This is a genomic window from Bradyrhizobium sp. CCBAU 25360, assembly GCF_028128695.1.
Classification (GTDB): domain Bacteria; phylum Pseudomonadota; class Alphaproteobacteria; order Rhizobiales; family Xanthobacteraceae; genus Bradyrhizobium; species Bradyrhizobium ottawaense.
Window position 1 is genome coordinate 97,977 of the sequence record NZ_LBJA01000045.1, and the last position, 22,661, is coordinate 120,637.

Sequence of the window (22,661 nt, forward strand, 5' to 3'; positions counted from 1 at the left end):
CCTAAACCGTCGCCAACGGCTATTTCTTCTCGATCGCTCCGACGAGATGCTCGACTTCCGCCTCGAGCGCCGACACCTGGGATTCATGCGGGTCCGGGATCAACCCGCGCATGACCGCGATGCGCTTGATCAGCTCGGAGATGCCTTGAACGAGCAGGAAAGCGAATCCGATCATGATCAGGGATTTGGCGGGCCATTGCGGCAGACCGCCGGCATTGCCGGACTGCTCGTTGATCTCGAACGAGCGCTGGAAGAACGGCACGCCCGTGATGATCATGACGATGCAGAGCGGAATGAGGAAGAACAGGTGACCGATCACGTCGATCAGGTTGCGGACCGGCTTCGGCAGCGCGTTGTTCACGATGTCGATGCGGATGTGCTCGTTGTCGAGCAGCGTCCACGGCGAGCACAGCAGGAACACGATGCTGAACAGCACCCATTGCAGCTCGAGCCATGAATTGGATGACGTGTCGAACGTCTTGCGGACGATCGCATTGACCGCGGAGATGATGACGGCGGCCACGATCAGCCACGCCAAGCGTTTGCCCGTCCAGCGTGTGAACGCGTCGATTCCTCGGCTCAGCTTCAGGAGCGCTTGCAACGACGGATCCTCCCGATCGTGCCCCGGCCGTCTTGACTGCCGAAGCGGGCGCGTGGCTTGTCTCGCCGCGCAGGCATGAGGCTGTCGCACCAAACCAGCGGCCATGCCGCCCGTCAATTGGAAGTTTGTTGAGAGTTAAGGGGAATAAGGCCGCAGCCGATGGTGTCAGCCGCCGGTGACGCTCATGTGCCTGGAGACGCTGGGACGGTCGTGGCGGCGGTCGATGATGAAATCGTGGCCCTTGGGTTTCAAGCCGATGGCGCGGTCGATCGCATCCGCAAGCAGCATGTCGTCATCGGATGCACGCAGAGGTTTGCGCAAATCGGAGGCATCCTCGTGGCCGAGGCAGGTGTGCAGCGTTCCCGTACAGGTAATGCGAACCCGGTTGCAGGATTCACAGAAATTATGCGTCATCGGCGTGATGAAGCCGAGCTTGCCGCCGGTCTCGGTGACGCTGACATAGCGGGCCGGACCTCCGGTGCTCTCCGCCAAATCCGTCAGCGTGAATTGCTGGGCGAGGCGCGCGCGCACCAGCGAGAGCGGCAGATACTGGTCGATGCGGCCCGAGCCGATCTCGCCCATCGGCATGACCTCGATCAGCGTCAGGCCCATGCCCTTGCCGTGGGCCCAGCGCATCAGGTCGGGAAGCTCGTCCTCGTTGAGGTTCTTCAGTGCCACCGCGTTGATCTTCACGGCAAGTCCTGCGGCGCGCGCGGCCTCGATGCCTTCCAGCACCTTGTCGATCTCGCCCCAGCGGGTGATCTCGCGAAACTTCTTGGGATCGAGCGTATCGAGCGAGACGTTGATGCGGCGCACGCCACAATCGGCGAGCTCGCTTGCGTGTTTCGCAAGCTGGGTGCCGTTGGTGGTCAGCGTCAGCTCGTTCAGGGCGCCGCTCGACAGATGCCGCGACAGCGAACGGACCAGCGTCATCACGTTGCGCCGGACCAGCGGCTCGCCACCGGTGAGCCGCAGCTTCTTGACGCCCTTGGCGATGAAGGCCGAGCAGAGCCGGTCGAGCTCCTCCAGCGTCAACAGGTTCGCCTTGGGCAGGAACGTCATGTCTTCCGACATGCAGTAGAAGCAGCGGAGGTCGCAGCGGTCGGTGACCGAAACGCGCAAATAGCTGATGGTCCGCCCGAACGGATCGGTCATCGGGGTGGACAGCGCGGCGGATCCGTTCATGCGAGAGGCCTTGTCACTGACGGCGACGGGCGCACCTTGGCTTCGGCGGTGCTCGGCACCCAATCTAAGCATCGGACGCGACGAGGACAATCGGGTGGTATACGTAGATCAGCGCCTGCCGGCGTTCGGATCGGGGAACGGTGAGCCCGCGGCCGTTGCGGCCTCAGCCGGTGCCGCAGCAGGCGCCGCGGCGGCCGGTTTGGGCTTCCTGGGCCGGTGCGGCTTGCGGATCGGTTTCGGCGGGGTGGCCGGCTGGAGTTCCGCAACCACCGGATTCGGGTCGGTGACCACCGAGGCCGGGGTGGTGAAATCCCCGGGATTCTTGATCACGTTCACCGGGACGCTCGCCGGCTGGTACTTGGGCAGCGCGAAAGCGACCGTAAACGGGGCCTCGGGTGCGGGAACCGAGACGGAGCAGGGTGTCTTGCAGCCCGGCCCGAGCGAGGTGGTGGCGTCGGCACCTGGCGGGTTGGATTCGATTCGGACCTGGACGGTCGGCGGGGCCGATTTGAACATGTCCCAGGACATCGAGGAGCAGCCCCCAAGACTTGCCGCTCCCAATAGACTCGCTCCGGCTAACGCAACCGCGATGACACGACGCATGACCCATCCACTTCAACTGCGACGAACCGCCACATAACCCCGCGCGGACTTTAGGAGCGTCGTCTGGGGCAGGGCAACCGGCGGGCTGCGCATAAGTAATGAATGGTTAAGGGGTATTTCGCGGAATAACGACGCTATATCAATAGCTTGGTAGAGCTATGCCGTCATCAGGCTGCTGGCGGCGGCTGGCAGGTCACGCATGTGATGGATCAGCCGGTCCGGCTTCAGGTCGGCGATCGGCACGTCGGTGTAGCCAAAACTGACCCCGATCACCGGCACTCCGGCCCGGCGGGCCACCCCGACATCGGTTCCGGCATCGCCGACCATGATGCTGGCTTTGACCGCTCCGCCGGCGCGCGCCACCGTTTCACGAAAGATGGTCGGGTCGGGCTTCTGGACGCCAAAGGTGTCCGCGCCGCAGATCGCCGCGAAGCGGCGACTGAGGTCGAGCTGGTCCAGCAACCGCTTCGACAGCCATTCCAGCTTGTTGGTGCAGACGGCGAGGCGATGGCCCTGCGCTGAAAAATGGTCAAGCGCGGCCTCGAGCCCCTCGAAGGGGCGGGATTCGACCGCGATATGATCGGCGTAATAGGCGATGAAATCCGCGGTCATCCGGTCCATGTCGGCGGGGGTGACCGTGCGGCCCTCGGCCTCCAGCCCCCGCTCGATCAGCTTGCGGGCGCCGGCGCCGATCATGTTGCGGGCCGAGGCCATCGGCACGGGCGGCAGCCCTTCGCGGTCGAGCACGTGATTCAGCGCGGTGATCAGGTCGGGCGCCGTATCCACAAGCGTGCCGTCGAGATCGAAGACGATGGTGTGAGGGGAGGTCATGGTCCAAGCGCTACCGGCCCGGCAAGGTCAGTGCAAGGGGCGGCGCCATAAGATCAGCTTATAGCCTGGTTCCCCAGACACTGTTCTCCGGCGGAAAACGAGGCTACATAGGCCGCCGAAAGCGGCCGGGATCGGCGGCACGTTCGAGACTTCAGAGGCAGGCGCAAACGTGAATATGGACCAGTTGAAGCGACAGGCCGCGGCGCGCGCGCTCGAGGAGGTGCGGGACGGCATGCAGCTCGGGCTCGGCACCGGCTCGACCGCCAAGCATTTCGTCGAGCTGCTCGGCGAGCGCGTCGCCGCCGGGCTCAAGGTGATCGGCGTGCCGACCTCCGAGGCGACTCGCCTCGATGCGACGCGGTGCGGCGTGCCGCTGACCACGCTCGACGAGATCGACCATCTCGACATCACCATCGACGGCGCCGACGAAATCGATCCCGCGCTCAACCTGATCAAGGGCGGCGGCGGCGCGCTGCTGCGCGAGAAGATCGTGGCAGCGGCCTCGGATCGCATGATCGTGATTGCAGATGACACCAAATGGGTGCCGACGCTCGGCAAATTTCCGCTGCCGATCGAGGTCATTCCGTTCGGCCTTGGCGCAACACGCCGTGCGATCGAGAAGGCATTTGCCGAGTGCGGCGTTTCCGGGCAAATGGCGGTCCGCAAGGCCAAGGGCGGGGACAAGGATGGCCACGTTTTCGTCACCGACGGCGGCCACTGGATCGTCGATGCCCAGCTCGGACAGATCGGGGATCCTGCCGGCCTCGCCAGCGCGTTGAGCGCGATCCCCGGCGTGGTCGAACATGGGTTGTTCATCGGCTTGGCCAGCTCGGCTGTTCTGGCGGGCGGCGAGGGAATTCGCGTGATTGAACGGCGTAAGCCGAAAGGAGACTAGGAATGAAGAGCGTTTTGAAGATTTTGCCGGCTGCGACCCTCGCTGTGGGACTGGCCCTCTCGGTCGTCCCGGCCGCCGCGCAGCAGGCGGCGCCGAAGGCTGGCGCCGCACCCGCCCAGCCGAAGGCCACGCCGGCGGCGGTCGCGGCGGCCAGGGAAATTCTGCAGATCAAGAATGCCACCGCGATGTATCAAGGCGCGGTGCCGGGCCTGGTCGAGAAGACCAAGATCGCGCTGATCCAGCAGAATCTCAACTACCAGAAGGATCTCAACGAGGTTGCCGGCGTCGTCGCCCAGCAGCTCAACGGCCGCCAGAACGAGATTGGCGACGGCATGGCGCAGATCTATGCCAGCGAGTTCACCGAGCAGGAGCTGAAGGATCTCGTCACCTTCTACAAGTCGCCGCTGGGCAAGAAGCTGATCGACGCCGAGCCGCGCGCCATCGGCCTGTCCATGGCCTTCATGAACTCCTGGGCCCAGAACTTCTCCGAGACCGTGATGGGAGCCTTCCGCGCCGAGATGCGCAAGCGTGGCAAGGAGATCTGACAGACACTATCTGATCAGGACTTCCTGACAGGGGTCGGAGTGGACAATGGCTGAATTCGACGTCGACCTCTTCGTCATCGGTGGCGGCTCGGGCGGCGTGCGTGCCGCCCGCATCGCGGCCGGTTACGGCGCCCGCGTGACGATCGCGGAGGAGTACCGCATGGGCGGGACCTGCGTGATCCGCGGCTGCGTGCCGAAGAAGCTGTTCGTGATCGGCTCGCATTTTCGCCACGAGCTCGAGGACGCCGCAGGTTTCGGCTGGACCGTTCCGCCCGCCAGCTTCGACTGGCCGACGCTGATCGCCAACAAGGACAAGGAAATCGCGCGGCTCGAGGCGGCCTACACCGCCAATGTCGAGAAGTCGGGCGCGCAGATCGTCAAGAGCCGGGCGGTGATCGAGGACAAGCACACCGTCCGCCTGCTCGAAAACGACCGCAGGATCACCGCAAGATACATCCTGATCGCCACCGGCGGCGCGCCCAACCACGGCGCGTCGATTCCCGGCATCGAGCACGTGATCTCCTCCAACGAAGCGTTCCACCTGAAGAAGCTGCCGAAGCGGATCGTGATCCAGGGCGGCGGCTACATCGCGCTGGAATTCGCCGGCATCTTCGCCGGATTCGGCTCCGACGTCACCGTGATCTATCGCGGCGACAACATCCTTCGCGGGTTTGACGAGGATGTTCGCACCCACGTTCGTGCCGAGATGGAGAAGCAGGGTATCACCATTCTCACCGGCTGCACGGTGAGCAAGGTCGATCGCCACGGCGAGGAGTTCACCACGCATTTGTCGAACGGATCGAGCATCGCCTCGGAGCAGGTGATGTTCGCGATCGGCCGCCATCCGGCGGTGGCCAATCTCGGCCTCGAGAATGCCGGCGTCGCCATCAACCCGAACAATGGCGGCATCGCGGTCGATCATTTCTCCAGAAGCTCGGTCGACAGCATCTACGCGATCGGCGACGTCACCCATCGCTTCAACCTGACGCCGGTCGCGATCCGCGAGGGCCACGCCTTCGCCGACACCGTGTTCGGCAAGCGCGAGGTGAAGGTCGACCACGCCAACATCCCGACCGCCGTGTTCTCGCAGCCGGAGGTCGGCACCGTTGGTCTCACCGAGACTGAAGCGCGCGCGCAGTTCAGTCACGTCGACATCTACAAGACCTCGTTCCGCCCGATCAAGGCGACGATGTCCGGCCGCGACACCCGCGTGCTGATGAAGCTCGTGGTCGACGGCTCGACCGATCGCGTGCTCGGCTGCCACATCGTCGGCGATGCGGCCGCCGAGATCACGCAAGCCGTCGCGATCGCGGTGAAGATGAAGGCGACCAAGGCCGATTTCGACGCGACGATCGCGCTGCATCCGACGGCGGCCGAAGAGCTCGTCACCATGCGCACCCCGACCGCGCGCCACGTGCGCCAGGCCGCGGAGTAGGCCTTACTCACGAAGTCCCTTCACTCGGTTTCGGTGATCTTTCCCTTGCCTTCGCAGGCCTCGCATTTGACCGGGTAGACTTTGCGGCCCGGCGAAGCCGCCTTGATGGACAGAGGAAAGCCCGTTCCGCTGCACGCCGGGCAGGTCCGCTCTTTGATTTTCGGGGCCATGGTCGTTCCTTTCCGACAGCTTCATAAATTCTCAGATCAACGCAGCGTTTCGGCCGCGGCTTCGTCGATTGCGGCCATCAAATCGGCCGTATCCGACTGTTGGATCATATGACCCGCTCTCGCGACGCGTCGCATCTTGCTGTGCCTGATTTCCTCATGGAGGCGACCGGACTGTTCGTCGATGTCGATGAGGCGATCCTGCGGCGGGTTCTCGCGTTGAGCCTTGTCGGCGAGCTTTCGATTGACGACCCGCAGCCGTGGCCATCAAGGCGACAGGCGCGGCAATCGCGGACGCGACCGGATTTTCTGCAAGAACGCGAAGGCTCGTGGCCGCCAAAGATGGCGAACGTTTCTTCAGTATGCGCATCTGAAAACTTTCGATGAAGATATTGGAAGAGAAAGAAAGGGAGCGTACGCCCATGGCCTGATCTTGGGGACGCATGCATCCATGGGCAGACGCAACAGGAGAGGCCGCGATATGTTCCTAAGTCCCACGGGATTGGTACGGCAGGGAGACTGTCACTCAAACGGAAGCCCCGCCGGAGCATCGTTCATCGGCACGTGAAGTGTGGTCGGGGTATGGCCACGGGCCGGATGCCGGGAACGTATTTTCGGCGCCGCGCTCTGGTGAATGGCGATCGAGACCCCACATTGAATGTATCGCTAGCACGACACACGACAGGCGCTAGTGGCCGAGAGACGTTACAGCGCTCCCGCCGAAACAGGAGGCGCGCATTGAACGTTTTGCAATATCCCCTGCATCTTTGTCGCAAGTTTGAACGCCGCTGGAGCGCGAAGGTGGTTCAGGACGACGGCGAAATGACCGCGTCGCAAGCGACGGTCGGCTGCGCCGTGTGCGGGCGGCTCGCTGCGGCCCCGGTGCACTCGACCTACTTGCCCATAGGCAAGTTCGTCTATCAATGGCGGTGTACTGTGTGCCGAAACTCCTGGCAGACTTCTGCCGATCCCGCGAGCGGCACGGAGATCCAGGTCAGTCGGTCCGGGCATCTTCGGGAGAATGCCGGACGCTGTCTGACCCTGGAAGGCACCGCTCCCAGCGACGCGGCGCGCAAGCGGTACAGGCGAATGGGCGATGCTTGGCTCGCTCTCGCGGAAACTGAGGATTGGCTCGACGGCGCGGTCCCGCCGGTCCTGCGCCCTAAAAAGGCGCAGGCTTGATCGACCTCGACTCTCCCAAGGCAGCGCAAGGACATTTGTCATGACAGAGAATCGCAGCCGCATCCATCAGGCGGGTTCACTTGCCGAGCGTCTGGCGGCCGATGCACTGAGATTGCGCGAACAGGCCGCGCGCCTTGAACCCGGTGCAGAGCGCGACGCGCTTTTGAACAAAGCGCACCGCAACAAGATGGCTGTCGATATCAATGCCTGTCTGACCTTTCCGGGGCGCCGGGTCCCGGAATAGCCAACGGGACCTTCTACGCTCAGTCGTACAGATATCCGACCGGCTTGCCTTCGGTCCGCAGGGGACGCATGTCCTTCCGTGTGATGATCTGGCCGGCGAGACCGTCGATCTCGTCGCGCTGGGTCGGCGTCCAGCCGCGAAGGTCGTCGATACCCCTGAGAAGGCCGAGCCGGAGCACCTGCGTGTTCTCGCCGACCGCAATGAGGCTGATCGAGCTCTTGCCTGCGGTCACGACGTCGCCGGCCGCGAGCTCGAAGGTCTCGCCCGCCTTGTTCCTGAATTCGGCCGTGCCGCGAATGACGCGATAGATCACGACCTCGCCCTTGGCGAACGAGGCGGCGTCCGCGGATGCCAATGTACTCTTCGGCAGAAGCGACCCGCCGCGCGGGTCGGTTGCGATGATGTGGCCGGTGACGAGCTGGCCGCTCGGCGCCTCGATACCGATATCGCGCACGTAAACCGGCAGCGCTGACTTGATCGAGCCGTCGCAAAGCGGCTTGAACAGCGCATCCAGCGCCAGCGGATCCTGAAGCCAGAAGCCGGCATTGGCCGGGCGATCGTGCAGCGGATGGCTCCAGGCCACGCGCGGCGTTTCGGCTTCGTTGATCTGATCGGGACCGACGATGGTGGGATTCGGAAAGGTGGTGGGATCGGTGATGAAGGCTTCGAGGAATTTGCCCGAATAGCCCATCGAGACCGGATCCGGTACCACCGTCTGCGGCGTCTTCAAATTCTCTTCGGTCGTCAGGCCCGACCAGGTGTAGAACAACTGGCGATGCACGATCGCGCTTTGCAGCATCACCGCGCCGGGGCCGACATTGTAGAAGCGCCCGTCATAGTCGAAGGTGAAAGCGCCCGAGGTGACCAGCACGAGCTGAAAGCCGCCGGGCGGCAGATGCAGATGGAAGTCGGTGGGACCGGTGTCGGGACGGTAGATCGGCAGATTGGTCGCGACTTCGTGCAGCAGGAACGTCTCGTTGTTGGCGTGAAAGCCTTCATTGGCGCGATTGTAGAGCGCTTGCGGACGATACGTCGCCTCGAACTTCGCATTCCGGTCGCGATCGATTGCGACGAAGTCCTGGGTGTTGAGGCGGAGCGGCGCGCCATTCGGATGGGTGAGGCCGGTCGTCTTGAGATCGCCCGCAGCATGCACGTTCATGACGTTCTCCGCTCTGCGCCGTTGCTTCGCTTGCACCGTCATTGCGAATTTTGGGCCAGTTGGTTTGCGAAGGAGCAAGCCGGCCTGGCGCCGCGATGCCGGCGTGCCCGTTCGGGAAAAATCCGGTGGTTGCACGGAGGGTTAGATCGACGGCTTGTTCTGATGGGGCGGACGCGTACCAGGGACGCGCGCTTTCGGCGTAGCGAGGGGGCTGTCTAATTTGTCGGCAGGCGCGAGTGCGCGTGCAGCGGCGGCGGTGCCGGATCGGTCCGATGGCGCCTTCGGGATTCAGCGAAAACGTCGCGACCGGGCAGGGCGGTGATTGACAGAATGTTCATGTTTTGTTCTTATGCTGCGACCGAGATGGAGGCCGCCATGGACAACCGCATCAACGAAATCCGCAGAACCATCAGAGCGCTCCGCGTGAGCATGCGCGAAGCGGAAGCGATCATGCATGAGCAGATCAACCGCGACGAGGATTGCAGCTTCGTGGCGCAGGAAGTCATCAAGATGCGCTCGGTCATGAGCCTGCTCGTGAAGGAGCGGATCGCGCTCGGCGATGACGAGCCGATCCTCGTGAACAATTTCTTCATCCCGCGGCGCCGGCCGACGCGAAAGCCGGTCGCGGCTCTTTCCCCGACCGTGGATTCCGTGTTCCGTCCGCGCGTGGTGGCGCGGGTTTGACGCAGAGGCCGGCTCAATCAAAAGCGTGAGGCGCGGCCCGATCCGGCTTGCCGGCCGGGCTGTCAGCCCACTTTGCCATCTCCATGGTCCGTGCGTCGACGCCCTCGCACCACAAACAGCTTGGCCGCGCGCGGCCGTTCTCGGACAGAATCGGGACCAGGCTGTGGCCGCAACCGGCGCACCAGGCGATGTCAGTCATGCATTCCCCCACGGCGTAGCAAATTCAGAAATGACGTTCTCGTCCGCGAAGCTTGCGCGGGTGCTATGACGGCGCTGGAGCGCTGCGCCCGATGGGCGCGCTCGTCCCTGAAGTCGTCGATGTCGCGATCCATCGTGACACGGCCGCGATGTCGTCGCCGCTTTCACGATAGGCGCGAAGCTGGAATTCGGCCGAGCTGCCGCGGTCCACAATGGTGCGGCAATGCTCGATCTCGGCGACGCAGCCCAGGGCGTCGGCGTCCCCGGCGGTGTCGTCGATGATTCGGGAGAGCATCTCGGAGATCGTGACCGGTCCGTCTCTGGAGCCGAAGATGCAATCGGTGCCGTAGCGCTGGGCGCGCCATTTGTTCTCCACGGCAATTGCGCGTTCGACCGCGGTGACCCCTTTGGAGAGATCCGGTCGCAGATAGAGGTGGCGCGTCAGGCAGCGATAGAGCGAGGCGATGGCGACGGCGTCGTCGACGAAGGTGCAGGTGTCGGGCGCCCGAAGCTCGAGGGTCGGATGCCGCATTGACGGGCGCATCGCCCACCAGATGTGGCTCTCGTCGGGAATCACGCCGGAGCGCTGCAACGCGCCGACATAATCGTCGTAATCCTGCCTGCTCTCGAACAGTTCGGGCAGGCCGGTGCGCGGCAGCTCGGAATAGGCGGCAAGCCGGTAGCCCTTCAGTCCGGTCTTGTGCGAATTCCAGAACGGTGAGGAGGCGGACAGCGCGATGAACAGCGGCAGATGCGGCAGCATCGCCCGCATCACCGCCATGCGCTTCTCGGGATCGGGCAACTGGACGTGCACATGCATGCCGCACATCATGTTGCGATGGCCGATGCTGCGCAGATCCTCGATCATCTCCTCATAGCGCGGTTTCGGGCTCGGCTGCGACATGCGCCAGACCGCGGTCGGGTGCGTGCCGCAGGCCATGATCACGAAACCATATTGCGCGGCGACGTTCGCGACTTCGCGCCGCAGGAAGCGAAGCTCTTCGCGGGCGTCGTTGACGTCGACGTGGACGTTGGTGGCGACCTCGAGCTGGGATTGCAGCATCTCCCGCATGGCCTGGCCGCCGGTCGACCAGTTCGCCGACTCGAAGAGCTCGTTGGGCGTTTCGATCGCAACGTCGAACGTGCGACGATCGGCCAGGAAGTATTCCTCCTCGATCCCGAAGGAATATTCAGCCGCCTTGCCGCCGCCGCCAGCGGAGCGAATCACGAGATTCTGCTTGTCGCCCGAGGAATCGAGGCGAAGCAGTTTCAAAACGTCTGAAGCAAATGTCATATCCCACCCGGCAAAGATCACCTGCGGGCACTAATCCTTCTGGTAGGGGCGGGTTCCCTGTCAGCGCTACTGCAAATTGTCGCGTCGAACGGAACAATCTTCACGTTTTCGGACGCGCGCGCGATCAGCGCGTGATTTGGCGGCACTTCGGTCCAGTCCGATTCCTTGTCGAAGGGTTCGGACACGACGATGACCTGGCCGCCGTCCTCGCGGTAATAGAGCGTATTTGCGGCGTCGTTGACCGCAACTCGAAACGCATAGAGATCCCGGCCGTTGGCGATCGCACTGGTGAAGCGCAGCCGTTCGCGCAGCTGGCCTTCATTGACGAGGCCGACGAGGGCTTGCAGCACGCGCCGCGTCGCTCGAAGCGGATCGCCGTCGAGGCCGGCGCCCATCATCGCCAGGAACACGGCTTCCGAGTCGGTCGTGCCCAGCCGCGACGGATAATAGGCATCGGGGATCAGCGCCTCGACCTTCCGCCGCAGCCGATTCCAGCTCCCGACGAATCCGTTGTGCATGAACATCCAGTGGCCGCAGGCAAAGGGATGGCAATTCTGCCGCGTCACCGCCGTGCCGGTGGCGGCGCGCACATGGGCAAAGAACAAATGCGAGCGCAGATGCCGGCAGAGGTAGCGCAGGTTTTCGTCCGACCAGGCAGGGCGGGTCTCGCGATAAAGGCCGGGCTCCGGATGCTCGCCGTACCAGCCGAGACCAAAGCCGTCGCCATTCGAGCCCGCCGTGGATTGCAGCGAGCGGATGCTTTGCGCGACCAGCGAATGTTCGGGCTCGGTGACATAGGGCTCAAACGAGGTGGTCTCGCCTCGGTATGCGATCCAGCGGCACATGGGGTTCCTGTGAGGCGGCGGATGGGTCGTGAGCTGCACTAACCGACGTGCCGGCCTCGTGGTTCCCGGCGCCAAGCAGCGATCACGACCAGAGGCGGCTTCAGTGTTACGATGCGGCAATTCGAAATTGGAGACCGAGATGAACGATCAAGCCGTATTGGCCGCGCTTCAGCGACCATTGCGACGCCTCGGACGCCAATGATTTCGAGGTCGAGCACGATATCTATCGCGAGGACGCAGTGCTCGACTATCCGCAGTCGGGCGAGCGCATCCGCGGTCGCAGGAACATTCAGGAGAGCAGGTTCGTGCAGCCGAACCAGAAGCGCTTCACGGTTCGGCGGATCGTTGGCGGCGGCGATCTCTGGGTCAGTGAATTCGTGCTGAGCTATGACGGGGTGCCGTCTCATGTCGTGAGCATCATGGAATTCCACGACGGACTGGTGACGCGCGAGACGCAATATTTCGGCGACCGCTTCGATCCCGCGCCATCCCGTGCGCATCTGGTCGAGCCGGTGGGGTGAGACGCGTTGATGCAGGTGCGCGACGAAATGGTGGCGTCTTGCCTCGGACGCAGCGCAGCGCCGACTTAGCGGTGCGCAGCGCGTCCGGAACACGATGCCCCACCACGGAACCGATGCGGCGGCTGGTCGCAGCCGTCCCGCCTTGATTCCGACAGGCCCACCTTTATCTCTGACACGAACAAGAATCCGGGCCCCTCTGGCGAGGACGCCGACGACGTCGGCAAACCTCGTGATGTCGGATGACCTGTCCCGCGCGAATGCGATGGATCGGCCGATCGTCGGGCCTCTGTACGTTCTCTCCGACCATTCGTCCCCATCGCAGCTCCGTGCGGTCATTTCGCAAGTTAAGGGAGCAACGATGTCTGACGCCAAATCCTCAAATCCCATCGAGATCGAGATCACGGAACCGTCCCGCCTGAACGAGCAGGCCGCGGCCGCGTTGGTAATCGTGGGCGCGCTGGTCGCGGTTGCCGACCGGCGCGTTTCGGCGGTCGAGCGCGACGAGGTGATCCGCTTCATCAGGGATCGCAAGCTGGCGCCGCACATTTCGGAAGAACGGCTCTACGCGATGTTCGACGAACTGGCCGAACGGCTCGAGGAGCCGGATTTTGCCAATGTCGTGATCGACACGCTGCGGCCGGTTTCGAACCTGCCGCTCTCGTCCCATCTGATGGAGCTGTCGGAGCGCGTGGCTGCGGCGGATGAGGACGTCCATCCCCATGAAGTGCAGGCAATCAAATTGTTGCGCTTGCTGACACTGGTGCTGCCGCGCGCGAAACCGGTCGTGCCGAGTGCCGCGGGCGCCGAACGGCAGGCTGCCTTGAAGGAGTAAGCATGAGCACAGTTTCGGACGAGCGCACGGCGAAAACCGAGGGCGCCGGTCAGATGGCCGGCGGAGACCCGCGTCTGGACAAGCTCGTCCACCGTTTGCCGCCACGCATGGGCGACACCTTCGCCTATCTGCTCAAGCCGTCCAGCCGCTGGGTGCGAATCCCCTCGGGCACGCTGCTGGTCGTCGGCGGTATGCTCTCCATCCTGCCGGTGCTCGGCATCTGGATGCTGCCGCTCGGCCTCGCGCTGCTCGCCGAGGACGTGCCTGCGCTGCGCTCGTCGCGTTCGAAGGTCTTCGACTGGATCGAGCGCCGCAAGCCGCATTGGCTCGATCCGTCCGCCCCAAAAAATGATCAAACATGACTGAATTCATCACACCCGAAGCGCTTACGGCCCTCCTTCAAGTCGTCCTGATCGACCTCGTTCTCGCCGGCGACAATGCCGTCGTCATCGGCCTCGCCGCAGCGGGACTGCCGGCCGAGCAGCGCCGTCGCGCCATCATCGTCGGTATCGCCGCCGCCACGGCATTGCGCATCGTCTTCGCCGGCGTCGCGACCCAGTTGCTGCAGGTCATCGGCCTGTTGCTTGCCGGCGGCGTGCTGCTGCTCTGGGTTTGCTGGAAGATGTGGCGCGAGCTGCGCGAGCAGGCGCATGCGCGGCAGCTGGCGTTCGGCCATGGCGGCGGCGCGGATGGTGCGGCCGTGCAGCGAAAGACCTTCGGTCAGGCCGCGGTGCAGATCGTCGCCGCCGACGTCTCGATGTCGCTGGACAACGTGCTCGCGGTCGCGGGCGCCGCGCGCGAGCATCCCTACATTCTCGTCTTCGGGCTGTTGCTGTCGGTCGCGATGATGGGCGTCGCCGCCGATCTGCTTGGCCGGGTGCTCCAGAAGCATCGCTGGGTCGCCTATATCGGCCTCGCCATCATAATTTACGTCGCCTTCGAGATGATCTATCGGGGCTCGCTCGAGCTCGCGCCGGTCATAGCGAGTCTCTGAGGCGACAACTCTTTCCGCAATCCGGAGTAATTCATGACGTCCGAACCCCAAGCACCTTCGGCGCAGGCCGAGCCGCCGCGCCTAGGCCTGTTTGCGCAGCTCATCTTTGGCTCGCGTTGGCTGCAGGTGCCGCTCTATGTCGGCCTGATCGTCGCGCAGGCCGTCTATGTGCTGCTGTTCCTGAAGGAACTCTGGCATCTGGTCGCGCACTCGTTCGACGCCAGCGAGCAGCAGATCATGCTGGTCGTGCTCGGGCTGATCGACGTCGTCATGATCTCGAACCTTCTGATCATGGTGATCGTCGGTGGCTACGAGACCTTCGTTTCCCGCCTGAATCTGACCGGTCATCCCGACGAGCCGGAATGGCTGAGCCATGTCAATGCCAGCGTGCTCAAGATCAAGCTCGCGATGGCGATCATCGGCATCTCCTCGATCTCGCTGCTCAGGACCTTCATCGAGGCCGGCAATCTCGGCACCACGCGCAGCAATTTCACCGAGACCGGCGTGATGTGGCAGGTGCTGATCCATCTGACCTTCATCATCTCGGCGATCGGCATCGCCTGGGTCGACCGCCTCAGCGAGAGCGGCCATCGCAAGGAGGCCGGCCACGGCTGATGAACCTGGCCGTCCGAAACCTCCCGAGCGGCCAATCCTGAGCCCGCCTGATCGTCCGATCGGCGGGCTCTTTTTTTGAGATCGATAAAATTGTCTGCAATCCGCTCAGCCGTGGCAAACCCTGCCGACAAGAACCGCGCGGTCTTAAACCAGGGCTTTGGAACCGGCGTGCATCCTTCCCGCAAAAGGGTGGGGCATCAGCATGTCAGTTCTCAAGGAGGTCGTCGCTGCGCTCGCGGGAGTTTACGCGCTCCTGTTCGCCTGCGACGCATTGTTCGGGGTCGGCGAGGTGCGCTTCGACGACGCCTATTACCGCGCCAGCTTCTACGCGCCGCGGCCGAAGGAATTCCGCTTCGCAGACGGCACCACGCCGGCGGCGCGCGTCAGCGACGCGTTCGCCCAGTTCTCGGCGGGCGAGGCCAAGCCGAACAGGCGTTACTCGTCGCTGACGACGATCATCCGGTAGGGCCGCTGCTCATTGATCGGCTATCCGCCTGACGTCCGGTTTACCGCCGGCATCGGCCGAGGAGCGGATGGCTTCCGAGGTCGCTGATGGGTCAGGAGCGGAAGCGCCGCTGCCCCAGCCGAGAAATTGTCGCGATGAAAACAGCGATGCGAGGAAAGCTCATTGAGGCATGTCCAAGTCAGCCTCATCTGATTGTCTATTGATCGCCTGCGGACGTTTTCCCGAAACCGCTAAGGTTTGCCGGATCGCAATAGCGACGAAGATCACAGAGGACCCCGCAATGATCAGAACCGCACCGAGGCCGATAGAGAAGCCGAATTGCTGGAAGAGATCGCGCCCCCTAAGGAAGGTGATCATCCCCATGCCTATCAGACAGGATATGAGGAACAGCCCCTTAAGTGTATGTCTACTCAGTGCCATTCGCACTAACGATTTCGTCCAAAGGTTGCATCTGAGACCGAAGCCTATCTCAAACTACGGACCACCGCAAAGCAGGTAGAGAAGGTCGGCAAGGGGTTACAAGCCGCAGATCACGGTCAAGGTGGTCGACTTCCGCTTTACGATAGCGACCCAACATTATGAGTCCACGCCCTGGTTCAAGGCGCACGCCGGCGGTCCCGAAGCCTTCAGCTTGGCGGCTTCCTTGTCGGTGAAGGCGCGGCTGTGCGTCGGGAATCGCACGCCTTCAGCGCTTCCACGGCAACGCCCGAGCCGCGGCCGGGCACGATATCTACAACACCTTGTGCTGCCGACGGGCGAAACACGCGAGCGCTGGGGCAACTCTGATCACCGAAAATATTCCACTTTACCGAAATTCGGATATCGCGTATGTGTTGCGGCATCCCGGCCCAACGAAGAGGGGCGTATCGCGATCGTCACGAACGCGGGCCGGGCGGCGGTGGACGTGGGTCACATCGGCGCCAAGGATTCCGCAGGGCGGGCAACCGTGAGCGAAACACCTGGCGCACACGACCGGTGTGATCGGCGTACGGCAAAATCGTGTCGTCCTGGCGCCCGGGGTCTGTGCGCCAAGTCTTGCGGTGATGTGGCGGCCCGACCGGGCACGCGCATCAGTCATCTACAAGGCGACGGGGGCAATAGTGCAACGCTCCCCGGGGAGAGCACGACATAAGCCGTAAACCCACTGCGCAGGGAAGGCCGGATGTACGGCTTCACCTGTATGCCGCTGTGCAGCTTCTTGTTACGCAGAATTCGCACAGTGGACCGCGGGTGCCAGCCGGCGCCCGGTCTTCCCTGCGCCCTCTTTCAAGTGAGGGTGAAGCGATCAAGCAAAGCTCGGGCGAAATGCGCCGCGAGGATGATCAATCATGTGTGTCATTGAACAAAGGTCTCGTGCCCCGGACGCGGCGCAGCGTCCCTTCGACGATGCGCTGCAGAGCCGGGGCCCATGCATCAACGAGTGCCGTGGCCTGCTGGGTCCCGGCTCTGCGCAGCAGCGTAAGGACGCTGCAGCGCGTCCGGGACACGAGAGAGACGCAGATCGCCACACGCGCCCTCATTGCAAGAAGCCTTTGCACAAGCAATCCAGACTGTCTCCGCGAAGGCATTCCGGAAGCCCGGACGAGATGCGCCGCGAGGACGCGAAGCTGTGTCTCAGTCCCCCTGAATCCATTCCGCGACGCCGCGCCACAGCGTGTCGCGGTGCTCGGGGCGGAAGAAGCCGAAATGGCCTATTGCCTTGGCGCCGACCTCGGACGGCTTGACGTTGAGCACCTCCGGCTTGATCGCGGTGAACCCGCTCGCGAGCAGCTCGACCGCCGGCCGGGTCGCCCAGGGATCGTCGGAGAAGCACAGCGCCCGCAGCTCGCCCTTGAACTTTGCAAAATTCTCCAGCGCCGGCAGCTTGGAATCGAAGAGATAGCGGGGGCTCGAGACCCAATCGGCCCATTGCAGGAAGACGCCCTTGGGCAGATCCTCGCCGACGCCGGCCCAGCCCGGGGCGTAGCCGAGCGTGTGGGCGAGCGGCACGCCGATGAGGTTCATGAAGGCGAAGACGCGGTATTTCTCCGGCGAGGTCATCAGCCGCCAGGTCGCGGCCTGCGAGGCCACGAAGGCGGCGCGCGAAATTTCGCTGTTGTTGGCGATCAGCCCCAGCGCCTGACCGCCGAAGGAATGGCCGACATAGGCCAGCGGCAGGGTGTTGTACCGCTCCCGCATCCAGCTGACCGCGGCGGTGACGTCGAGCGCGGCCCAATCCGACATCGAGGCCTTGAAGCCGACCAGCGATTTCGGCTGGTTGTAGCCGACCATCGCTGGCAGCCGGGAATCGCCGATGCCGCGATAGTCGTAGGTCAGCACCGCGCAGCCGCGATGCGCGAGATAGGAGGCAAAGCCCCGGTAGATCTTGCGCGGAACGGCGGTTGCCGAGTTGATCAGGACGGCATGGCGTTTGGTGCCGCGCGGCAGGAACAGGGTGCCGGTCAGGGCATACCCGTCGGTCGCCGGGAAGTTGATCTCGTCGATGAAAACGTCGTCCAGTGCCGCGTCCATGGGCGCAAGGTATCCTGCCAGTTGCCTCGCCCTCCCAGCAAATGCGAATTTGGCTTTCCCCGCAAGGGTTTGCGATCCCAAACGGATTTACAACTGGCGATGTCGTGCCAGCCTGTGTATAAGGCGGCCCTCGCAACCCCCAGATCAGGTTGCACTTTTTTGCTTCACGGAGAGATTGCGATGTCCGAGCGGTGGACGCCCGAGTCCTGGCGCAGCAAGCCGGTGCTACAGGTGCCCGACTATCCCGACGCCAAGGCCCTGGCCGACGTCGAGGCGCAGCTTGCGACCTTTCCGCCGCTGGTGTTCGCCGGCGAGGCGCGCAACCTGAAGAAGGCGCTGGGGCGCGTTGCGGCCGGCGAGGCCTTCCTGCTGCAGGGCGGCGACTGCGCCGAGAGCTTTGCCGAGCACGGCGCCAACAACATCCGCGATTTCTTCCGCGTGCTGCTGCAGATGGCCGTGGTGTTGACCTACGCCGGCGCGGTGCCGGTGGTGAAGGTCGGGCGCGTTGCCGGCCAGTTCGCAAAGCCGCGCTCCTCGCCGACCGAGAAGATCAATGGCGTCGAGCTGCCGAGCTACCGCGGCGACATCGTCAACGACATCGCTTTCACCAAGGAAGCGCGCGTGCCGGATCCGCAGCGTCAGCTGATGGCCTATCGCCAGTCGGCGGCGACGCTGAACCTGCTCCGCGCCTTCGCCACCGGCGGCTACGCCAATCTCGGCAGCGTGCATCAGTGGATGCTCGGCTTCCTCAAGGATTCGCCGCAGTCCCGCCGCTACAAGGAGCTGGCCGACCGCATCTCGGATGCGCTCAACTTCATGCGCGCCTGCGGCCTCGATCTCGAAGCCCATCCCGAGTTGCGCGCCACCGATTTCTACACCAGCCACGAGGCGCTGCTGCTCGGCTACGAGCAGGCGATGACCCGCGTCGATTCCACCACCGGGGACTGGTACGCGACCTCCGGCCACATGATCTGGATCGGCGACCGCACCCGCCAGCTCGATCACGGCCATATCGAATATTTCCGCGGCATCAAGAACCCGATCGGGCTGAAATGCGGCCCGTCGCTCAAGCCCGACGAGCTTTTGAAGCTGATCGACGTGCTCAATCCCGACAACGAGCCGGGCCGGTTGACGCTGATCGGCCGCTTCGGCTCGGACAAGGTCGGCGAGCATCTGCCGAACATGATCCGCACCGTGAAGCGCGAGGGCAAAGTGGTGGTCTGGTCGTGCGACCCCATGCACGGCAACACCATCACCTCGACCTCGGGCTACAAGACGCGCCCCTTCGACCGGGTTCTGTCTGAGGTGAAGTCTTTCTTCACGATCCATGCCGCCGAAGGCACCCATGCCGGCGGTGTGCATCTGGAGATGACCGGGCAGGACGTCACCGAGTGTATCGGCGGCGCCCGCGCGATCACGGACGAGGACCTCAACGATCGCTATCACACGGTCTGCGATCCCCGCCTCAATGCCGAGCAATCCATCGACATGGCTTTCCTGATCGCCGAGCTCCTCAAGCAGGAACGCGCGGGCAAGGCCACGCCGATGCCGGCCGCAGCGGGGCTCTAGGATCTTGCTGCGGATCTGGAAGGCCACGATCAATTCCCGTAACGGTCTGGCCTTTGCGTTCCGATCGGAGCAGGCCGTCCGCGAGGAGATTTTTGCGCTCCTCGCCTCGCTGCCGCTGGCCTGGTTGATCGGCGCGACCGCGATGCGCGCGGTCGAGCTGGTCTGTTCGGTTGCGTTCGTCCTGACGGTCGAGCTGCTCAACACCGCGATCGAAAAGCTTGCCGACCGGCTGACGATGGATCACGACAAGCAGATCGGGCGGGTCAAGGACATGGGCTCGGCCGCCGTCGGCGTCGCGCTGCTGATGGCCGGCGCGTTCTGGATCATCGCCATCATCGAGCGACTGGGATTTATCTGATCGGAGCGCGGCGGCCATGACCGAACGTCTCAAAGCATTCGCGGTCACGCTCGCCCAGCTCAATCCGACCCTGGGCGACATCGAGGGCAACGCCGCCAAGGCGCGCAATGCGCGCACGCGAGCCATCGCCGACGGCGCCGATCTCGTGCTGTTTCCGGAATTGTTCATCGCCGGCTATCCGCCGGAGGACCTCGTGCAGAAGCCTGCTTTCCAGGCGGCCTGCCGCGCTGCGATCGAGGCACTGGCCCGAGAGACCGCCGATGGCGGGCCGGCCATGCTGGTCGGCACGCCCTGGGTCGAAGACGGCAAACTCTACAATGCCTGCGCGCTGCTCGACGGCGGCCGCATCGCCGCACTTCGCTTCAAATGCAATCTGCCAAACTACGGCGTGTTCGACGAGAAGCGGCTGTTTGCGCGCGGCCCGGCGGCGGGGCCCGTGACTGTGCGCGGCGTGCGCATCGGCGTCCCCATCTGCGAGGACATCTGGCTGGAAGAGTCCGAGGATTACGAGAACGTGGTCGAGACGCTGGCCGAGACCGGCGCCGAGATCATCCTGGTGCCGAACGGCTCGCCTTACGCCCGCGACAAGAACGACGTGCGCCTGTCGGTCGCGGTGGCGCGCGTGACCGAAAGCGCGCTGCCGCTGGTCTATCTCAACCAGGTGTGCGGCCAGGACGAACTGGTGTTCGACGGCGCCTCCTTCGCGCTCAACGGCGATCTTTCGCTCGCGGCGCAATTGCCGTCCTTCGAGGAGAGCATCGTCACGCTGCGCTTCATCCGCAACGGCGACGATTGGCGCTGCACGGGACCGATCGCCGAGCAACCCGAGGGCGACAAGGCCGACTACGCCGCCTGCGTGCTGGGCCTGCGCGACTATGTCGCCAAGAACGGTTTTCCCGGCGTACTGCTCGGCATTTCCGGCGGCATCGACTCGGCTCTCTGCGCGGCGATCGCGGTCGATGCGCTCGGTGCCGATCAGGTGCATGGCGTGATGCTGCCGTATCGCCACACCGCAGCACACTCGATCGCCGATGCGGGCGAACTCGCCGGCCATCTCGGCATCCGCTATGAGGTGCTGCCGATCGCGGAGGCCGTGACCGGGTTCGAGACCATCCTCTCGGGCCTCTTCAAGAATCTGCCGCCCGATATCACCGAGGAAAACCTCCAGGCCCGCAGCCGCGGCACGCTCCTGATGGCGATCTCCAACAAGACCGGGTTGATGGTGGTGACGACAGGCAACAAGTCCGAAATGTCGGTCGGCTACGCCACGCTCTATGGCGACATGAACGGCGGCTTCAACCCGATCAAGGACATCTACAAGACGCAGGTGTTTCGGCTGGCAAGCCTCCGCAACGGCTGGAAGCCCGATGGCGCGCTCGGGCCGGCGGGCGAGGTGATCCCGCCCGACATCATCACACGGCCGCCGAGCGCAGAGCTGCGCGAGAACCAGACCGACCAGGATTCGCTGCCGCCCTATGAGGTGCTCGATGCCATCCTGGAGCGTCTTGTCGAGCGCGAGCAGCCGCTGGATCAGATCATCGCGGCCGGTTTCGATCGCGAAACGGTCGCCCGCATCGACCATCTGCTCAACGTCGCCGAATACAAGCGCCGCCAGGCCGCGCCCGGCGTGAAGGTGACGCCGAGGAATTTCGGCCGCGACCGCCGCTATCCCATCACCAACCGCTTTCGCGACAAGGGCGAGGGGCTGCCCGCCGGGGACGAGACGCTGGTCTCGCGCGGCAGCAAGGCGTCGATCGACGCGTTCGAGGGCTGACTTAGAGACTGGGCCTGCCGGCGCTACGACGGGGTTGCGAAGAACAACACCCGAAGCAAGTGCGTGTATTCGGATTCGAGCACCATGATCGACACAAATACCAATACCGCGATCGGCGGCAGCAGGATTGCATAGGCCAAGGCCAGTCGCTCCCAGGCCATGTGCATGAAGACGGCGACGATCAGGCCGGCCTTCAACATCATGAACAGCAGGATCAGCGACCACCTCAGGTAGCCGTGCAGGCCAAAGTAGTCGACGAGGTAGGAGCACGTGCTGAGGACAAACAACCAGCCCCAGACCACGAGGTAGAGCTTGATCGGGTGCTGTTGACCCTTGGCGTGAACGGCTCCTGTTGCGACTGCGCCATGCGCCGGAGCGTGGAGCTGTCCTTCCATATGTATTGTCGCGTTTGTCATGCGCCGACCTCACCAAAGATAGAAGAATGCAAAGATGAATACCCACACGAGATCGACGAAGTGCCAGTACAGGCCCGTGATCTCGACGATCTCGTAATAGCCCTTGCGGCTGGTGAAAAAGCCGCGCCTCTCGACATCGAAGTCTCCCCGCCAGACTTTTCGCGCGATCGCGATCAGGAAGATCACGCCGATCGTCACGTGAGTGCCGTGGAAACCCGTGATCATGAAAAAGCTGGAGCCAAACTGTGCCGCGCCCCATGGATTGCCCCAGGGGCGAACGCCCTCCATGATCAGCTTGGTCCATTCGAACGCCTGCATTCCGACGAATGTTGCGCCAAATGCCGCTGTGACCAGCATCAGGATTGCGGTTCTCACGCGATCGCGGCGGTAGCCGAAATTGACCGCCATCGCCATCGTTCCGCTGCTGCTGATCAGCACGAAGGTCATGATGGCGATCAGGATCAGGGGGATGTGGTTGCCGCCGATATTGAGGGCGAAGACTTCGCTGGGATTCGGCCAGGGCACGGTCGTCGACATGCGCGCCGTCATGTAGGAGAGCAGGAAGCAGCTGAAGATGAAGGTGTCGCTGAGGAGGAAGATCCACATCATGGCCTTGCCCCAGGACACGTTCTTGAAGGCGCGCTGATCGGACGCCCAGTCGGCGGCGATGCCGCGCCAGCCTTCAAGCTCCGCAGTCGATTGGCCCGGATTTGTCAGCACGGTTTCGGCCATCTGGT

At 63.8% G+C, this 22,661-nt stretch carries 28 protein-coding genes and 2 pseudogenes; 16 read left to right on the forward strand and 14 right to left on the reverse strand.

Annotation, left to right across the window (positions count from 1 at the left end; translation table 11 throughout):
- Positions 1–19: 19 nt before the first annotated feature.
- From XH81_RS34510 to XH81_RS34525, 4 genes are all read right to left on the reverse strand, one after another.
- A complete protein-coding gene (locus XH81_RS34510; RefSeq protein WP_028145301.1) occupies positions 20–601 on the reverse strand; it encodes a TRAP transporter small permease subunit in 582 nt (193 codons plus the stop codon).
- A gap of 165 nt (positions 602–766) precedes the next feature.
- Complete coding sequence (gene moaA, locus XH81_RS34515) at positions 767–1,786, reverse strand: GTP 3',8-cyclase MoaA (RefSeq protein WP_018319985.1); 1,020 nt, start codon at positions 1,784–1,786, stop codon at positions 767–769.
- A gap of 108 nt (positions 1,787–1,894) precedes the next feature.
- Entirely contained in the window at positions 1,895–2,389 is a 495-nt protein-coding gene (locus tag XH81_RS34520; RefSeq protein WP_038946266.1) for a hypothetical protein, read from the reverse strand.
- Between the two features lie 156 nt (positions 2,390–2,545).
- Positions 2,546–3,220 (reverse strand): HAD family hydrolase, encoded by a 675-nt coding sequence (locus tag XH81_RS34525; RefSeq protein ID WP_038946267.1) that lies wholly within the window; start codon positions 3,218–3,220, stop codon positions 2,546–2,548.
- A 169-nt stretch (positions 3,221–3,389) separates the two neighbouring features.
- Here XH81_RS34525 and rpiA point away from each other — a divergent pair, with 169 nt between their 5' ends.
- The 3 genes from rpiA to gor are packed head-to-tail and all read left to right on the forward strand — an operon-like array spanning position 3,390 to position 6,095.
- Positions 3,390–4,115 (forward strand): ribose-5-phosphate isomerase RpiA, encoded by a 726-nt coding sequence (gene rpiA / locus XH81_RS34530; RefSeq protein WP_038946268.1) that lies wholly within the window; start codon positions 3,390–3,392, stop codon positions 4,113–4,115.
- Between the two features lie 2 nt (positions 4,116–4,117).
- Positions 4,118–4,660, forward strand: a complete 543-nt coding sequence (locus XH81_RS34535) for a DUF2059 domain-containing protein (RefSeq protein WP_028145297.1) — start codon at positions 4,118–4,120, stop codon at positions 4,658–4,660.
- 46 nt (positions 4,661–4,706) lie between these two features.
- Positions 4,707–6,095 (forward strand): glutathione-disulfide reductase, encoded by a 1,389-nt coding sequence (gene gor / locus XH81_RS34540; protein ID WP_028145296.1) that lies wholly within the window; start codon positions 4,707–4,709, stop codon positions 6,093–6,095.
- 20 nt (positions 6,096–6,115) lie between these two features.
- Here the strand turns inward: gor and XH81_RS34545 are convergent, their stop codons facing one another.
- Together XH81_RS34545 and XH81_RS34550 are read right to left on the reverse strand one after the other, a co-directional pair.
- Positions 6,116–6,265: a hypothetical protein gene (locus XH81_RS34545; RefSeq protein WP_154694136.1), complete on the reverse strand. Its 150-nt coding sequence runs from the start codon at positions 6,263–6,265 to the stop codon at positions 6,116–6,118.
- Positions 6,266–6,301: 36 nt separating this feature from the next.
- A pseudogene (locus XH81_RS34550) lies at positions 6,302–6,463 on the reverse strand (alpha/beta fold hydrolase); the annotation flags it as partial.
- Here XH81_RS34550 and XH81_RS34555 point away from each other — a divergent pair.
- The 3 genes from XH81_RS34555 (at position 6,422) to XH81_RS34565 (ending at position 7,688) form a co-directional block, all read left to right on the forward strand.
- Positions 6,422–6,649, forward strand: coding sequence for a hypothetical protein (locus tag XH81_RS34555; protein ID WP_136392563.1), 228 nt, complete (start codon positions 6,422–6,424; stop codon positions 6,647–6,649). The pseudogene XH81_RS34550 and the gene XH81_RS34555 overlap by 42 nt on opposite strands.
- Before the next feature lie 351 nt (positions 6,650–7,000).
- A complete protein-coding gene (locus tag XH81_RS34560) occupies positions 7,001–7,444 on the forward strand; it encodes a hypothetical protein (RefSeq protein ID WP_240536298.1) in 444 nt (147 codons plus the stop codon).
- A 40-nt stretch (positions 7,445–7,484) separates the two neighbouring features.
- Positions 7,485–7,688: a hypothetical protein gene (locus XH81_RS34565; RefSeq protein WP_049824288.1), complete on the forward strand. Its 204-nt coding sequence runs from the start codon at positions 7,485–7,487 to the stop codon at positions 7,686–7,688.
- Between the two features lie 19 nt (positions 7,689–7,707).
- Here XH81_RS34565 and XH81_RS34570 read toward each other — a convergent pair whose 3' ends face one another.
- Positions 7,708–8,847 (reverse strand): hypothetical protein, encoded by a 1,140-nt coding sequence (locus XH81_RS34570; protein WP_028145294.1) that lies wholly within the window; start codon positions 8,845–8,847, stop codon positions 7,708–7,710.
- 375 nt (positions 8,848–9,222) lie between these two features.
- Here XH81_RS34570 and XH81_RS34575 point away from each other — a divergent pair, with 375 nt between their 5' ends.
- Positions 9,223–9,531 (forward strand): hypothetical protein, encoded by a 309-nt coding sequence (locus XH81_RS34575; RefSeq protein ID WP_240536297.1) that lies wholly within the window; start codon positions 9,223–9,225, stop codon positions 9,529–9,531.
- A 13-nt stretch (positions 9,532–9,544) separates the two neighbouring features.
- On the opposite strand, the gene XH81_RS34580 is transcribed toward XH81_RS34575, so the two are convergent.
- The 3 genes from XH81_RS34580 to XH81_RS34590 all read right to left on the reverse strand — a co-directional run bounded on the left by XH81_RS34580 (position 9,545) and on the right by XH81_RS34590 (position 11,868).
- Positions 9,545–9,730: a hypothetical protein gene (locus XH81_RS34580; RefSeq protein ID WP_028145293.1), complete on the reverse strand. Its 186-nt coding sequence runs from the start codon at positions 9,728–9,730 to the stop codon at positions 9,545–9,547.
- 63 nt (positions 9,731–9,793) lie between these two features.
- Positions 9,794–11,023 (reverse strand): carboxylate-amine ligase, encoded by a 1,230-nt coding sequence (locus XH81_RS34585; RefSeq protein ID WP_028145292.1) that lies wholly within the window; start codon positions 11,021–11,023, stop codon positions 9,794–9,796.
- Between the two features lie 17 nt (positions 11,024–11,040).
- Positions 11,041–11,868 carry a class II glutamine amidotransferase gene (locus XH81_RS34590; RefSeq protein WP_028145291.1) on the reverse strand — a complete coding sequence of 276 codons (828 nt, stop codon included), beginning with the start codon at positions 11,866–11,868 and terminating at the stop codon, positions 11,041–11,043.
- A 139-nt stretch (positions 11,869–12,007) separates the two neighbouring features.
- Between XH81_RS34590 and XH81_RS34595 the strand changes: the two are divergent.
- From XH81_RS34595 to XH81_RS34620, 6 genes and pseudogenes are all read left to right on the forward strand, one after another.
- A pseudogene (locus XH81_RS34595) lies at positions 12,008–12,389 on the forward strand (nuclear transport factor 2 family protein).
- Positions 12,390–12,747: 358 nt separating this feature from the next.
- Positions 12,748–13,221, forward strand: coding sequence for a TerB family tellurite resistance protein (locus XH81_RS34600; RefSeq protein WP_028145290.1), 474 nt, complete (start codon positions 12,748–12,750; stop codon positions 13,219–13,221).
- A gap of 2 nt (positions 13,222–13,223) precedes the next feature.
- Positions 13,224–13,583, forward strand: coding sequence for a hypothetical protein (locus tag XH81_RS34605; protein WP_028145289.1), 360 nt, complete (start codon positions 13,224–13,226; stop codon positions 13,581–13,583).
- Positions 13,580–14,215 (forward strand): TerC family protein, encoded by a 636-nt coding sequence (locus tag XH81_RS34610; RefSeq protein WP_028145288.1) that lies wholly within the window; start codon positions 13,580–13,582, stop codon positions 14,213–14,215. The genes XH81_RS34605 and XH81_RS34610 overlap by 4 nt, the downstream gene beginning before the upstream one ends.
- Before the next feature lie 33 nt (positions 14,216–14,248).
- On the forward strand, positions 14,249–14,830 hold the full coding sequence (locus XH81_RS34615; protein ID WP_028145287.1) for a TIGR00645 family protein: 582 nt from the start codon (positions 14,249–14,251) through the stop codon (positions 14,828–14,830).
- A 202-nt stretch (positions 14,831–15,032) separates the two neighbouring features.
- Positions 15,033–15,296: a hypothetical protein gene (locus tag XH81_RS34620; protein ID WP_028145286.1), complete on the forward strand. Its 264-nt coding sequence runs from the start codon at positions 15,033–15,035 to the stop codon at positions 15,294–15,296.
- 159 nt (positions 15,297–15,455) lie between these two features.
- Here the strand turns inward: XH81_RS34620 and XH81_RS34625 are convergent, their stop codons facing one another.
- Positions 15,456–15,659 (reverse strand): hypothetical protein, encoded by a 204-nt coding sequence (locus XH81_RS34625; RefSeq protein WP_131233226.1) that lies wholly within the window; start codon positions 15,657–15,659, stop codon positions 15,456–15,458.
- A 1,251-nt stretch (positions 15,660–16,910) separates the two neighbouring features.
- Positions 16,911–17,807 carry an alpha/beta hydrolase family protein gene (locus tag XH81_RS34630; RefSeq protein WP_028145283.1) on the reverse strand — a complete coding sequence of 299 codons (897 nt, stop codon included), beginning with the start codon at positions 17,805–17,807 and terminating at the stop codon, positions 16,911–16,913.
- Between the two features lie 180 nt (positions 17,808–17,987).
- Here XH81_RS34630 and XH81_RS34635 point away from each other — a divergent pair, with 180 nt between their 5' ends.
- The 3 genes from XH81_RS34635 to XH81_RS34645 are packed head-to-tail and all read left to right on the forward strand — an operon-like array spanning position 17,988 to position 21,508.
- Entirely contained in the window at positions 17,988–19,376 is a 1,389-nt protein-coding gene (locus tag XH81_RS34635) for a class II 3-deoxy-7-phosphoheptulonate synthase (protein ID WP_028145282.1), read from the forward strand.
- Between the two features lie 4 nt (positions 19,377–19,380).
- Positions 19,381–19,734: a diacylglycerol kinase gene (locus tag XH81_RS34640; RefSeq protein ID WP_028145281.1), complete on the forward strand. Its 354-nt coding sequence runs from the start codon at positions 19,381–19,383 to the stop codon at positions 19,732–19,734.
- A gap of 16 nt (positions 19,735–19,750) precedes the next feature.
- On the forward strand, positions 19,751–21,508 hold the full coding sequence (locus tag XH81_RS34645; RefSeq protein ID WP_271596794.1) for an NAD+ synthase: 1,758 nt from the start codon (positions 19,751–19,753) through the stop codon (positions 21,506–21,508).
- A 23-nt stretch (positions 21,509–21,531) separates the two neighbouring features.
- On the opposite strand, the gene XH81_RS34650 is transcribed toward XH81_RS34645, so the two are convergent.
- The gene (locus XH81_RS34650) at positions 21,532–21,924 is read right to left on the reverse strand and encodes a cytochrome C oxidase subunit IV family protein (RefSeq protein WP_028145279.1); all 393 of its coding nucleotides are present in this window, start codon (positions 21,922–21,924) and stop codon (positions 21,532–21,534) included.
- A gap of 9 nt (positions 21,925–21,933) precedes the next feature.
- Positions 21,934–22,656, reverse strand: a complete 723-nt coding sequence (locus XH81_RS34655; protein ID WP_028145278.1) for a heme-copper oxidase subunit III family protein — start codon at positions 22,654–22,656, stop codon at positions 21,934–21,936.
- Between the last annotated feature and the right edge of the window lie 5 nt (positions 22,657–22,661).